We start from the raw sequence: 13,465 nt of genomic DNA, 5'->3' as shown, positions 1-13,465 counted from the left end.
TTCGGTATCGACCGCGGCCGGTGGTTCCCGTGAAACCGGCCGCAGTTCGAGTGTTCGTTGCCGCAACCAACTGGCCCGTAGTCCGTATATTTTGTGCAGTGATCCCGACAAGATAGCCTGACGCTACCCAAACGGTAACGAGGCTGCCGGCCCACCGATTCGGGTATGCAACGGCGACGACTCGGCGACACCGGCTGGGACGTGACGGAGATCGGTCTCGGAACGTGGAACGTCGGCTCGGACTGGGGCGACGTTTCGGAAGAGGAGGGTCGCGCGGCCATCAGCGCGGCACTGGACGAGGGCGTCGACTTCGTCGACACCGCCGACGTGTACGGCGACGGCCGCAGCGAGCGCCTGATCCGGGAGGTCCTCGACGAGCGCGACGAGCAGCCGACCGTGGCGACGAAGGCGGGCCGCCGCCTCGACCCCCACGTCGCCGCAGACTACGACCGCGAGCACATCGAGCGGTTCGTCGACCGTAGCCGGGAGAATCTCGGCGTCGAGACGCTGGATCTGCTGCAGTTGCACTGCCCGCCGACCGACGTCTACTATCAGCCCGAGACGTTCGACGCGCTGGCCGACCTCGCGGACGCGGGCAAGATCGACCAGTACGGCGTCAGCGTCGAGCGCGTCGAGGAGGCGCTCAAGGCCATCGAGTACCCCGGCGTCGAGACCGTCCAGATCATCTTCAACCCGTTCCGCCAGCGCCCCGCCGAGCTGTTCTTCGAGGAGGCGAAACGGCGCGACATCGGCGTCATCGTGCGCGTCCCGCTCGCGTCGGGGCTGCTGACGGGCAAGCTCGATCGCGACACCGAGTTCCCCGAGGACGACCACCGCAACTACAACCGCGACGGCGACGCGTTCGACGTCGGCGAGACGTTCGCGGGCGTCCCCTACGAGGTCGGGCTCGACGCCGTCGACGAGCTTCGCCCCCACGTCCCCGAGGAGATGACGATGGCTCAGTTCACGCTCCGGTGGATCCTGGACCACGACGCGGTCTCGACCGTGATCCCCGGCTCGACCGACCCCGATCACGTCGCCCAGAACGTCGCGGCCGCCGGCTTCGACTCGCTCTCCCACGAGACCCACGGCGCGGTGCGGGACATCTACGACGAGCACGTTCGCGAGCACGTCCACCAGCGCTGGTAGCGCCGCGCGTTCGCGGGCGGGTCCGCTACCCGTCGCAGCTGTCTCGTCGCTCCCGTTCGAGTCGCTGGCAGCCCACGACCAGCGAGTCCGGCACGTCGGTCGCCGCCGACTGCAGCGCGTCGAACACCGCGGCCACCTGCTCGAATCGGGGGCCCCGAACGGCGACCAGCGGATCCTGATCCCACGTAACGAACTCCAGATCGGACAGCATCGGCAGATGGCGGTGATGCAGCTCCCGGCGCAGCTTCTCGGGATCCGGCGGGACGTTGGGATTCACCGCGCTCTCGGGCAGCGGCACCGACTCTGAGGGCGCGGCGTCGAGCAGTGATAGGACGATCTGGCGACGCGGTTCGGCCGAGAGCGCCGCGAAAACGTCGTCCCAGCGATCGATGACCCGCCGTCCGTTTCGATATCGCGCTTGCGTCATGTGGGGCTGTTACTATGAGCAGTCCGGAGTCTTATGTATTTGATTGCCAACGTCTCCTCGACGAACGACCAAGGACCGGTGCTACGGGGTTCGGTTCTGCGACGTCGCGTGCTGCAAAACTGTTGAGACCGACAACCGTGAGTCGCTACACATCGCTGTCTGCCGGGACGCGTTCGATTCGGGTCGGTAGCCGTCCGACCGGGGCGGACCGCTCTCCGCAGTCGGCCAGCACGCGCTCGCCGAGCGCCCCCACGGACAGTTCGTCCTCGCGACCGGGTTCCAGACGCCGAACCGCGAGCGCCGCCCCGTCAAGTTCCCGGTCCCCGACGACGGCGACGTACGGCACCCGCTCCCGGTCGGCCCGGTCGAGGCGCTCGCCGACGGTCACCTCGCGGGCGTCGACGTCGGCGCGCACGCCCGCCGCACGCAACTCGGCTGCGGCGTCGTCGCAGCGCTCGACGTGGCGGTCGTCGATCGGCACCAGCCGAACCTGCGTCGGCGCCAGCCAGATCGGCAGTTCACTCCGGTCGGACGCCGCTGCGCGGGCGGCCAGCGCTGCGGTCGCGCCTTCGACGTCGCCGATCGGCGCGGCGTGGACGAGCGTCGGCGTCTCGTCGTCGTCGTCGCCTCCGATGTCGAATCGCTTCGGCGTCGCGGCGTCGAGTTCGACGCTCCCCAGCGTGCGCTCCCGGCCATCCCCGTCAGTCACGACGAACGATAGCCGGGCCGCCCAGTATCGGCCCTCGTCCGGCACCGTTTCGACTGCCACCGGATCGTCCAGCGCGGCGGCGATCCGATCGCCGAACGCCGGCCGGTCCGTGGCGAACCCCTCGGCGAGCGTCAGCGTCGCCGCATCGGCGCCGAGCGCCGCCGACGCCTCCGCGGCGACGCCCGCGAGGCGCTCGAACTCGTCGACCGCCGCGGCGTCGTCCGGCAGGGCGGCGTGGTACTCGGGCCTGACGCGTCGGTCGAACGTCGCCGGCGGCCGGTTCGCGGCCGACTCGGTCGACCAGCGAGCGGTCTCGGCGACCCGAACGGGCGCGCCATCGAGAGCAGCGTCCGCAAAAAACGACAGCAGTCCGCCGTGATCGCCGGGTCGGAGGATCTGGTGATGGTCGGCGGGGCCGACGATCGGGCCGGTCGCTTCGGCCGCCGCTCGCCGATCCGCGGCCGCGTGGACGTCGATCGACGGCGTCGACGCCGGCGCCGCTCCGGTGCCCGCCAGCGCGTCCTCGGCGTACTCGCGGAGCGCGTCACGGAGGAACTGGCCCCGCGGGAGCCAGCGCACGGCGTCGCCGTCGGCCGCCGGGTCCGGCGTCGCCAACCCGAGCGCCGAGAGCGCTTCGGTCGTCGTCTCGGCGCTCGGGCTCGGCGTCTCGGCGCTTCGATTCGGCGTCTCGCCGCTCCCGCGCGGCGTCTCGTCGCCGCTTTGCCGCCGCGGCACGACCCGAATCGCCTGTTCGGCAAACGGGTGCCCCTTCCGCTCGATCTGGCTGGCGAGCCGCCAGCCCACTGGCGCCCGGGGCAGTTCGCGCTCGGCGTCCAGCCGGTCGGCAATGGCTTCCAGCGCCGTCGCCGCGACGGCCGCGTCCGCGGGATCGTCGACGAGTTCCTCGCGAGGGATCAGTCCGATCCGCTCGACGCTCAGCCGGTCGGCGACGGCGTCCAGCTCGGCGGCGGCGTCGGCCGCGACCGCGTCGAGGTCGGCCCGATCGCCCCGATCGATCGCGACGACGCCGACGACGCACTCGCCGATCGATCCCGATTTCGGAGCGTTCCCGTCCGGGCCGGAAGTTTCGGCCGGAGCGGCGTCGCCCTCGCTCGCGGGCTGGACCGCCTCGAAGGACAGGCTGTCGGCGTGGACCGCGAGCAATCGCATAGCCGATCCTCGCCGCGGATCGCAAAAAATCGCACGGAGCGGCTATCGCTCCTCGCGGTCGGCACGCACCGCCTGCTCGGTGTCTCGCAGGATGAAGGGGCCGACCGCGAGCGTCCGGCGGACGACGGTCAGTACGCGCAGCAAGTACGCCAAAAGCACCGCGAACGGCGACAGCGCGACGCCGAAGGCGAGGCTGGTAAAGAGGAAGGCGCCGCTGAGTCCGAACCACCAGCCGGGGACGGCGCTGGGGTCGAACGCGAGGTTCATGTAGGAGACGATCGCCAGCGGCGGGATCGAGCTGTACAGCACCGTCCGCGAGACGTCGATGATCTCCCACTGGAAGTACAGCGATTTGAAGAACTCGCGGGCCGGCCCGAACAGCCCCAGTGCGCCGACGACGCCCGCGAACGCCGCCTCGACGTCGTCGCCGTGGGCGTCGGCGTAGGTGTTTCTGAGATCCCGCGCGGCGAACAGCTTCCAGGCGTAGTTGTAGTCCAGCACCGGTTCGAGCACCTGAAACCCGCCGAACTCTCGATCCTCCAGACGCTCGGCCACCGCGTCGCTGTGGGCCTCGACGGTCTCGGCGAACCGCCTGATCTCCGCGACGCCCTCGTCGCTCGGACTCTCCTCGACTGCGGCTTCGAGTTCGCGGACGTTCGCACGCACCGCCTCGACCAGTTCCTGCGCGAACGACGCCGGGCCGGGCGGGCTCACCGGTGCAGCGATGACCTCCTCGACGTATCCTTTGAACGACAACTCCTCGTCCATCTCCGCGCGCTCCTCGCCCAGCGGTCGGATCTCCTCCGAGAGGATCAGCTGGGACACCGTCAGTACGAGCGTGACGGTCGTGACGACGGCGATGAGCACCGAGCTGAACAGCCCGCCGGCCAGTTGGGTGGTCACGAGCTTTCGCATCGAACTCGGGCCCACGACCGCGAGCGCGACGAGGATCGCCCACCCGACCAGCAAGATTACCGCGGCGACCGCGAGCCGGTTGCCGGTGAGCAGGAACCACATCTTCAGCCGCCCGGCGTCGGCCCGCTCGCGCATCGTATCCGCCGGCGGCGAGTCGATGTCGGCTCGGCTCACGCGAGTGGCGCCTCCGCTCTCGGCTCGTCGCCGTCAGCTTCGTCCGATCCGCACCTGCCGCTGTCCTGCCCGGACACGGTACGTACGGGTGTCAGCGACGCGCCACAAAAGCGTGGGTGGACAAGAGATCGCAGCCGACCGCCGGCTCCGCTCAGGCGTCGTCGTTCTGCTCTTTGAGGTCGCTCAACTCGGACTCGATCTCCTCGTCGGAGACGTCGGCGCCGCCGTCGCTCTCGCTGAGCTCGGCTTCGAGGTCGGCCGTCGTTTCGTCGGTCGCCGACGGCTCCTCGTCGACCGAACCGCCGTCGGTGCTGGACTCGGTCTCCTCGCCCATGTCGGCCTTCAGCGTCTCCAGTTCGGCGTCGACCTGCCCCTGCGTGGTGACGTCTTCGAGCTCGCGTTCGAGATCACTCTTGTCCGAGAGCTGGTCTTCGAGGACGCCCTCCTCTTGAAGTTCGTCGAGCGCGGCCGAACGGGCTTCCAACTCCTCGGTGTTCTCCTCGGCGCGCTCGATGGCGCGGTTGACGTCCTGGAACTGGTCGCCGGCACCGGTGACCGCCTCCGAGACGCGCGCGCTGGCCTCGGCGGCCTCGTGGCGCGCCTTGATCGTCTCCTTTTTCGTGCGGAACTCCTCGATGCGCTGCTGGAGGGTCTCTTTCTGTTCGACGAGCCCGTCCTGCGTCTTCTGGAGGTCGGCGATCTGACTCTCCAGTTCCTCGATCTGGGTCATCTTCGTCTTCTTCTTTTCCAGCGCCTGCCGGGCCAGATCCTCGCGGTCCTGCGAGACGGCCTGCCGGGCCTGCTCGTTGTGCTTCTCGACGTTCTCCTCGAGCCGTCGCTTCTGCATTTCCAGACGTTTCTTCTGGGTCGTCAGGTCGGCGATCCCCTTCTTGACGTCCTGCAGCTCGTCGCGCAACTGCTCGTAGGAGTAGTCGAGCGTCTCAGAGGGATCTTCAGCCCTGTTGAGGACGGCGTTGATCTTCGACCGGATGACGTACGAGGCGCGCGAGAGTACTCCCATACAAACTCTTGAACACCCGGCGAGTAAAAACACCACCGACGAGTATCGAATATTTCCGCACCGAACCCACCTGAACCATGCCACGACCGGCGAACACTCCCGAACTATGACCCGCCCCGTGATCGTCCCCGGCGCGCGCGACGTTCGGGGCCGACTGGACGAAGCGAGCGCGGACGGCGCCGAGAGCGACGCCGTCGTCGTCGCGTGCCCGCCCCACCCACAGCACGGCGGCAGTCGATCGGACGCCCGCCTGCGCTCCGTCGCGGACGCGCTCGGCGAGCGGGGCGTCGACTGTCTACGGTTCGACTACGGTCCGTGGGACGAGGGCGTCGGCGAGCGTGCGGACGCACGCGACGCCGCCGCGTGGGCGGCCGACCAGTACGACGCCGTCGGCCTGTTCGGCTACAGCTTCGGCGCCTCGGTCGCGCTGTGCGCGGCGACCGATCTCGACCTGCGGGCGCTCTCGGCGCTCGCGCCGACCGCGCGCCTCGGCCCCGACCTCGACGCCGTCGCCGTGCTCGACCGGATCGACTGTCCGATCCAGATCGCCGTCGGCGAGCGCGACGACACCGTCGACTGGGCGCCGATCGCCGAGCGCGCCGCCGAACTGGGCCGCGAGGTCGAGCGGCTGCCGGCGGATCACTTTTTCGTGGGCCGGCACGACCGCGTCGGCGAACTCGCCGCGGCGTTCCTGGCATCCGAACTGGGCGAGAACTCGTGAGTAGCGCCGCTCAGGCGTCCGGCTTCTGATCGTCGGCGTCCGCGCGTTCGACGCCGCTGATATCCAAGCGCGCACCCCCGGCCTCGCTCTCCCCGATCGACACCGACCACCCGTGGGCGTCGGCGACCTCCCGAACGATCGACAGGCCAAACCCGGTGCCGTCCTCGTGGGTCGTGTAGGCCGTCTCGAACACCCGCTCGCGCTCCTCGGGCGGGATGCCGGGGCCGTCGTCGGCGACCGTGAACCCGTCGTTGGTGACGGCGACGTCGATCGAGACGTCCGGGCAGCCGTGCTGGACCGCGTTCGTGAACAGGTTCTCCAGCAGCCGCCGGAGCTGGGAGCGGTCGGCCACGACATCGATGTCGGGCGGCAGCGAGATATCTGCTCTGGGCGCCGAGACCGAGTGGCCGGCGCCGCGGCTGATCGCGCGCAGCGAGACGGGGCCGGGGTCGAGCTCGGCGTCGCCGTGCCGCGAGAGCGCGAGCACGTCGTCGACGATGGCGTCGGCCCGGTTCAGCGCCTCGACGACTTCCTCGACGTGCTCGGACTCGCCGGTCGCGGCGGCGAGTTCGAGGCGACCGTTGGCCACCGTCAGCGGGTTCTTGATATCGTGGCTGACCACGTCGGCGAACTCGGCGAGCCGCTCGGTCTTTCGCTCCAGTTCCTGTTCGGCGCGCTTGCGCTCGGTGATGTCCCGCGCGACGCCGATCAGGCCCACAACCTCGCCGTCGTCGTCCGTCCAGGGTACCTTCGAGGTGAGATTCCACTGGTCGAACTCGGAGAGGTACTCCTCCTGATCGAGGATCGGTTCGCCCGCCTCGATCACCTGCAGGTCGTCCTCGTAGGCCCTCCGCTTGGCATCTTCGTGCCGTCCCTCGACCTCCAGGTCGGTCTTCCCGACGAGCGACTCGCCCATCTCCCGCTGGTCGCTCACCCGCAGGTGGACGCCGTCGTCGTCCTTGACGAACAGGTGGACGGGGATGCTCTCGAAGATGCCGTCGAGCAGCTGCGAGTCCTCTTCGAGGTCGGCGATCTCCTCTCGCTCGTCGGTCACGTCGAACAGGACGCCCTCGATCGTGTCGGGATCGTCCTCGGGGACGATTCCCCTGTCGCGGATCCATCGGTACTCCCCGCCCTCGCATCGGGGGCGGTCGTCGCCTCCATCGTGTCGGACGCGGTAGGTCGCGTCGACGCGCTCCCCCGACGACAGGTTCGCAACGGCGTCGCGAACGTCCTTGCGGTCGTCGGGATGAACGATGTCGAGCCAGCCGCGATCAGTCCCATCGAGCGCCTCGGGCTCGACGCCGAGTAGCTCGCACCAGCCCTCGCAGGCCGAGCGCAGCGGCTGGTCGCCGTCGCGCCGCCGCCGGTAGGTCGCCCCTGACGCGGCGCCGGCGACCCTGTCGAGCACGTCGTCGAACGTCCGGTCTCCGGTCATTCCGATCGCTCCGTGTCGTCGGTCGGTCCCCGCAGTTCGATGCCCGTGACTTCGATTCGCGTCCCGTCGGTCGGCGCCTCGGCGGCCTCGGGCGTCGGGTCCGTCGGGGACGCTCCGCTCGCCACCCGGATCGACCATCCGTGGCCCGTGACGATCTCCTCGACGAGCCCCAGTTCGAGCCCGGCGCCGTCGCTCCGCCGTCCTGCCTCAGCCGTCTGCGGATCGCTCCCGGTCGGCCGCTCTCGCGAGGTGTCCGTCCAGCCGGCGAGTTCGACGGCGAACCCCTCGTCGATCGCCTCGACGGCCGCCGGGGCTACGCCGCGCCGGAACAGGTTCTCGAACGCCCGCCGGAGGTGCGGGCGGTCGGCGCGGAGTTCGACGTCCTCGGGCGCCGCGAGCGCGTCCCCGTCGTCGGCCACGCGGTTCCAGGCGTCGTCGACCACCTCCCGAAGCGACACCGGTTCGGGATCGAGCGAGAGCTCGCCGTCGCGCGAGAGCGCGAGCACGTCGTCGACGACGGCGCCCGCGCGCTGGATCGCCTCGCGGGCCGCCTCGACGTGCGCGTCGTCGGCGGCGGGATCGTCGACCTGCCGGGCGCGGCGTTGGGCCTCGCTCAGCGGCTGCCGGATGTCGTTGGCGACCACGTCGGCGAAGCTGTCGAGCCGCTCGGTCTTGCGCCGGAGCTCCTGCTCGGCGCGCTTGCGCTCGGTGATCCGTCTGGTGGCGCCGAGCAGGCCCATCACCTCGCCGTCCTCGTCGTACAGCGGCACCTTCGAGGTGAGGTCCCACTCGCCGACCGCCGGGTAGTGTTCCTCCTGGTCGAGCACCGTCTCGCCCGCCTCGATCACCCGCATGTCGTCCTCGTAGGCGGCCCGCGCCGACTCCTCGTTGATGAAGTCGACGTCGATGTCGCGCTTGCCGATCACGGTCTCGGGAAAATCGAGGTAGTCGCTCCGGTGGACGTGGCGTCCCTCGCAGTCCTTCACGAAGACGTGGATCGGGATATGCTCGAAGATCGTCTCCAGCAGCTCGGCGTCGTCGGCCAGTTCGCGCCGCCGCCGTTCGGTCTCGGTCACGTCGAGGGCGACCCCCTCCACCGCGGCCGAATCGTCGGGCGCGGCGAGAAACCGGTCGCGGACGAACCGGACGCCGCCGTCCGCTCGCTCGATCCGGTAGGTCGTCTCGCGGGCCTCGTCGTCGGCGTCGGCGACCGCCGTGCGGACGTCCTCGCGGTCGTCGGGGTGAACGAGTTCCAGCCAGCCCCGGCCCTCGCTCGTCAGCGCGTCGGCGTCGTACCCCGTCAGGTCGGCGATCCCGTCGCTCGCCGCCCGGATCGGCTGGTCGCCGTCGGCGTCCCGCCGGTACACCGTTCCCGGCGCGGCGTCGACGGCCGTCGCGAACGCGTCCGAGAGCGACCGGTCGCTCCCGCGCCCGGCGCTCACGGTACCACGCGGCCGGGGAACTGCCGGGAGAGCGTCGATCGCGACGCGGCCGCTCGGAGCGACTCCGCTCGACCGATCGGTCCTGCGCGCCTCATGTTATCGAACTACAGCGAGTTATCCGTAGTAAACGTTCGGGCGGCGGAAGCGGTCCCCCGTACGCTCGTCCGCCGAGTCGACGTGACGTCGCCGCGGCCCTCACGGTCTACGACGATAGCGCCCCGTGCGACGTTCTGATCGCGCGTGGCATCGTTTCACGCGCCGCGCGCTCTCCGAAATCGTTTTGACGAACGCTCGCGGAAAGTCGGTATGCCGACCGAATCGGACACCGACTACGACCCGACCCTCGGGAACAAGTTCATTTTCGTCACCGGGGGCGTGATGTCAGGACTCGGCAAGGGGATCACGGCCGCCAGCACCGGCCGACTCCTCAAGAACGCCGGGTTCGACGTGACCGCGGTCAAGATCGACCCGTATCTCAACGTCGACGCCGGGACGATGAACCCCTACCAGCACGGGGAAGTGTACGTCCTCAAGGACGGCGGCGAGGTCGACCTCGACCTGGGGAACTACGAGCGGTTCCTCGACGAGGACATGACCTTCGATCACAACATCACGACGGGCAAGACCTACCAGCACGTCATCGAGAAGGAGCGCTCGGGCGACTACCTGGGTAAGACGGTCCAGATCATCCCCCACATCACCAACGACATCAAGCGGCGCATCCGCGAGGCCGCCGAGGGCACCGACGTCTGTCTCATCGAGGTCGGCGGCACCGTCGGCGACATCGAGGGGATGCCGTACCTCGAAGCGCTCCGCCAGTTCGCCCACGAGGAAGACGAGGGCGACATTCTCTTTACCCACGTCACGCTCGTCCCCTACTCGAAGAACGGCGAACAGAAGACCAAGCCCACCCAGCACAGCGTCAAGGAGCTGCGCTCGATCGGGCTCCAGCCCGACATCCTCGTCGGGCGCTGCGACGACCACCTCGACCCCGAAACGAAGGAGAAGATCGCGCTGTTCTGTGACGTGCCGACCGACGCCGTGTTCTCGAACCCCGACGTCGAGGACGTGTATCACGTCCCGCTGGTCGTCGAGGAGGAAGGCCTCGACGAGTACGTGATGGAACGCCTCGACCTCGCCGACGACGCGCTCCCCAAGAGCGAGCGCGACAACGACTGGCGCGACCTCGTCACCAAGGAGCGCACCGGCGAAGTCGAGATCGCGCTGGTCGGAAAGTACGGTCTCGAAGACGCCTACATGTCGATCCACGAGTCGCTCAAGCACGCTGGCCTCGAAGCCGGCGTCGACGTCGAAACGACGTGGATCCACTCCGAGGAGCTCGCCGGCGGTCACGACGGCCAGCTCGACGACGTCGACGGGATCGTCGTCCCCGGCGGCTTCGGCTCGCGCGGCACCGAGGGCAAGATCGAGGCCGTCCGGTACGCCCGCGAGAACGAGGTGCCCTACCTCGGGCTCTGTCTCGGCTTCCAGATGGCCGTCGTCGAGTACGCCCGCAACGTGCTGGGTCTCGAGGACGCCCACTCCGCCGAGATCAACGAGGACACTCCCTACCCCGTCATCGACATCCTGCCCGAGCAGTACGAGGTCGAGGACATGGGCGGGACGATGCGGCTGGGCGCCCACGAGACCGACATCGAGACCGGGACTCTCGCCCACGAGGTGTACGGGTCGACGTCCTGCACCGAGCGCCACCGCCACCGCTACGAGGTCAACCCCGAGTACATCGAGCGACTGGAGGAGGCGGGCCTCGTCTTCTCCGGCAAGTCCAACAACCGGATGGAGATCGTCGAACTCGACGACCACCCCTACTTCCTCGGGACGCAGTTCCACCCCGAGTTCCGGTCGCGACCGACCCGCGCGAGCCCGCCGTTCGTCGGCTTCCTCGACGCGGTGCTCGACCTGACCGGCGTCGACGGAGCGGTCGAGGACCACAAGGAGGTGGAGGTCTGATGGTCGACGTCGACTCCTTCATCCCCGAGAAGATCGACGAGATCGCCGAGGAAGTCGGCGACGCCAACGCCGTGATCGGCCTTTCGGGCGGCGTCGACTCTTCGACGGCCGCCGCGCTGGCCTACGAGGCCATCGGCACCCAGCTGACCGCGGTGTACGTCGACACCGGCCTCATGCGCAAGGGCGAGACCGAGGAGATCCGCGAGACGTTCGACTACATGGAGAGCCTGCGGATCGTCGACGCCAAAGACCGGTTCCTCGACGAGCTGGAGGGCGTCACCGACCCCGAGGAGAAGCGCCACATCATCGGCGAGCAGTTCATCCGGGAGTTCGAGACCGTCGCCCGCGAGGTCGACGCCGACTACCTCGTTCAGGGGACGATCTACCCCGACCGCATCGAGTCCGAAGGGACGATCAAGTCCCACCACAACGTCGGCGGCTTGCCCGAACGCATCGACTTCGACGGCATCGTCGAGCCGATGCGCGACCTCTACAAGGACGAGGTCCGCGAGGTCGCCCGCGAGCTCGACCTCGAAGAGATCATCGCCGAGCGGATGCCGTTCCCCGGCCCGGGGCTCGCGGTGCGGATCATCGGGCCCGTCACCGAGGAGAAACTCGAGGTCGCCCGCGAGGCTAACCACGTCGTCGAGGAGGAACTCGAGGAGTACGAGCCGTGGCAGGCGCTCGCGGCCGTCATCGGGAAGGCCACCGGCGTCAAGGGCGACAACCGCGTCCACGGCTGGGTCGTCTCCGTGCGCTCGGTCGAATCGCGCGACGGGATGACCGCCCGCGCCCAGGAGATCGACTGGGAGACGCTCCAGCGCATCCAGTCGCGGATTACCGGCTCTCACGAGAACGTCGCGCGGGTCGTCTACGACGTCACCCACAAACCGCCCGCGACCATCGAGTACGAGTGATGAAGGCCATCCTCGCCGGCCCCGACGCGGACGACCTCGGCGAGCGACTCGGCGAGAACGGCGTCGACGTGACGCCGATCGAGGACGTCGCCACGCGCCCGAAGCTCGAAGAGGCGGGCGCCCACGACGCCGACCTGTTCGTGCTGACCGACGTCGGTCAGGCGACCGCGATCCCGATCGTGAAGGATCTCAACGACGACATCCGTGCGGTCGTCTACGACCGCAACTCGCTGCCCGATTTCGTCGCGAGCCAGACCGACCTCGCGGTCGACCCCGAACTGCTCGGGGCCGACGCCGTCGCGGAAGAACTGGCAGCGGAGTAACGATCCGCTTCTGCCGTCGCGGTTCTACGAGTCCCCTTCGAGCGCTTGCAGCTGCCGGATTCGGGCTTCCATCTCCGGATGGTATCGAAACGCCGGTGCCAGCCGCTTCCGTACGGTCTCGGGCAGCAGTGCCATCGGCGTCTCCCAGCCCGTCGCCCACGAGTTCGGGCCCTCCGAAAGCGGGGCGACGGCGAACGCTTCGACCCCGACGGCGCGGAGGTCGGTCGCGGCCGGGCCGCCGTCGAGCCGCTGGAGGGTCGCGGCGACCGACGACGGCTCGCCGGTGACGGCCGCAGCGCCCCTGTCGGCGGCGAGTTCTCGGTACCGCGCCAACCGCGCCGTCGCCAGCCGAGCGGCGATCCAGAACAGGCCCGCGGTGACGCCGAGGATCGCCGACAAAACACCGTTGAATCGCCCGGGGGTTCGGGACGCGCGCCCGTCCGCCGAGCGCCGATCCGATCGTTCGTCTTCCGTCGCGATCGTCCAGAGCCCCTCAGCGACGACGACGGGTGCCATCGCGACCGTCATCGCGCTCACGTCGCGGTTCTTGATGTGACTTAGCTCGTGTGCCAGTACGGCTCTGAGCTCCTCGTCGCTCAGCCGTTCGAGCAGCCCTCTCGTAACCGTGATCCGGGCCGAGCCGGGTCGAGCGCCCGTCGTGAACGCCGTCGGAACTGCGGTCTCGGCGACCCGCACCGTCGGCGTCGGGACGTTCGCGATCTGGGAGATGTTCGCGAGCGCGCGTTCGACGTCGTCCGGCGGGTCCCGTAACCCCGCCTCGAACCGACGACGGAGTAGCCCTCGACGCCAGCGATCGAGCGCCACGAGTCCTGCGAAGAGCCCGACGGTGAGCATCGCGGGGAGAGCGATCGTGAGCCACGGCGACAGTCCCCGCGGGCGATACGATAGGACGGCACCGACGACATCGTTCTGGACGCCGCCGAGCAGGACGAGCGTTACGAGCCTCGCCATGCTTGCGATAGAGAGGGCGAACACGCCGGTGATGGCCGACAGCACTGCAAACGAGAGTGCTATCCGGACAACCAACCCCCGATCGCGCGTCCAACTCATCCGAGCCACAGCTACCT

General features: G+C 69.2%; 12 protein-coding genes. 5 read left to right on the top strand and 7 right to left on the bottom strand.

All coding sequences use genetic code 11. From position 1 onward, the window contains the following. The first annotated feature begins 165 nt into the window (after positions 1 to 165). Positions 166 to 1,149: an aldo/keto reductase gene (locus NO931_RS16455; protein WP_256393446.1), complete on the top strand. Its 984-nt coding sequence runs from the start codon at positions 166 to 168 to the stop codon at positions 1,147 to 1,149. A gap of 25 nt (positions 1,150 to 1,174) precedes the next feature. On the opposite strand, the gene NO931_RS16450 is transcribed toward NO931_RS16455, so the two are convergent. From NO931_RS16450 to NO931_RS16435, 4 genes are all read right to left on the bottom strand, one after another. Beyond that, positions 1,175 to 1,576: a hypothetical protein gene (locus tag NO931_RS16450; protein WP_256393445.1), complete on the bottom strand. Its 402-nt coding sequence runs from the start codon at positions 1,574 to 1,576 to the stop codon at positions 1,175 to 1,177. 145 nt (positions 1,577 to 1,721) lie between these two features. Further along, complete coding sequence (locus tag NO931_RS16445; RefSeq protein WP_256393444.1) at positions 1,722 to 3,455, bottom strand: threonyl-tRNA synthetase editing domain-containing protein; 1,734 nt, start codon at positions 3,453 to 3,455, stop codon at positions 1,722 to 1,724. Positions 3,456 to 3,497: 42 nt separating this feature from the next. Then, positions 3,498 to 4,544: a DUF7972 family membrane protein gene (locus tag NO931_RS16440; protein ID WP_256393443.1), complete on the bottom strand. Its 1,047-nt coding sequence runs from the start codon at positions 4,542 to 4,544 to the stop codon at positions 3,498 to 3,500. A 151-nt stretch (positions 4,545 to 4,695) separates the two neighbouring features. Beyond that, entirely contained in the window at positions 4,696 to 5,565 is an 870-nt protein-coding gene (locus tag NO931_RS16435; protein ID WP_256393442.1) for a PspA/IM30 family protein, read from the bottom strand. 106 nt (positions 5,566 to 5,671) lie between these two features. Here NO931_RS16435 and NO931_RS16430 point away from each other — a divergent pair, with 106 nt between their 5' ends. Beyond that, entirely contained in the window at positions 5,672 to 6,286 is a 615-nt protein-coding gene (locus tag NO931_RS16430; protein WP_256393441.1) for an alpha/beta hydrolase, read from the top strand. Between the two features lie 10 nt (positions 6,287 to 6,296). Here NO931_RS16430 and NO931_RS16425 read toward each other — a convergent pair whose 3' ends face one another. Together NO931_RS16425 and NO931_RS16420 are read right to left on the bottom strand one after the other, a co-directional pair. Continuing rightward, positions 6,297 to 7,724, bottom strand: coding sequence for a PAS domain-containing sensor histidine kinase (locus NO931_RS16425; protein ID WP_256393440.1), 1,428 nt, complete (start codon positions 7,722 to 7,724; stop codon positions 6,297 to 6,299). Further along, positions 7,721 to 9,166 carry a PAS domain-containing sensor histidine kinase gene (locus tag NO931_RS16420; RefSeq protein WP_256393439.1) on the bottom strand — a complete coding sequence of 482 codons (1,446 nt, stop codon included), beginning with the start codon at positions 9,164 to 9,166 and terminating at the stop codon, positions 7,721 to 7,723. The genes NO931_RS16425 and NO931_RS16420 overlap by 4 nt, the downstream gene beginning before the upstream one ends. 306 nt (positions 9,167 to 9,472) lie before the next feature. On the opposite strand from NO931_RS16420, the gene pyrG reads away from it, so the two are divergent. From pyrG to NO931_RS16405, 3 genes are read left to right on the top strand one after another with little or no spacing between them, the layout of a single operon-like run. Beyond that, on the top strand, positions 9,473 to 11,137 hold the full coding sequence (gene pyrG, locus NO931_RS16415) for a glutamine hydrolyzing CTP synthase (RefSeq protein WP_256393438.1): 1,665 nt from the start codon (positions 9,473 to 9,475) through the stop codon (positions 11,135 to 11,137). After that, positions 11,137 to 12,054: a glutamine-hydrolyzing GMP synthase gene (guaA, locus tag NO931_RS16410; RefSeq protein WP_256393437.1), complete on the top strand. Its 918-nt coding sequence runs from the start codon at positions 11,137 to 11,139 to the stop codon at positions 12,052 to 12,054. Before pyrG ends, guaA begins: the two co-directional genes overlap by 1 nt. Further along, positions 12,054 to 12,377 (top strand): DUF7126 family protein, encoded by a 324-nt coding sequence (locus tag NO931_RS16405; RefSeq protein ID WP_256393436.1) that lies wholly within the window; start codon positions 12,054 to 12,056, stop codon positions 12,375 to 12,377. The genes guaA and NO931_RS16405 overlap by 1 nt, the downstream gene beginning before the upstream one ends. A 24-nt stretch (positions 12,378 to 12,401) precedes the next feature. On the opposite strand, the gene NO931_RS16400 is transcribed toward NO931_RS16405, so the two are convergent. Further along, a complete protein-coding gene (locus NO931_RS16400; protein WP_256393435.1) occupies positions 12,402 to 13,349 on the bottom strand; it encodes a M48 family metallopeptidase in 948 nt (315 codons plus the stop codon). Positions 13,350 to 13,465: the final 116 nt, after the last annotated feature.

The organism is Natronoarchaeum rubrum (assembly GCF_024494695.1).
Note: the sequence above shows the minus strand (reverse complement) of the source record. Positions and strands in the feature narration are given on the sequence as shown.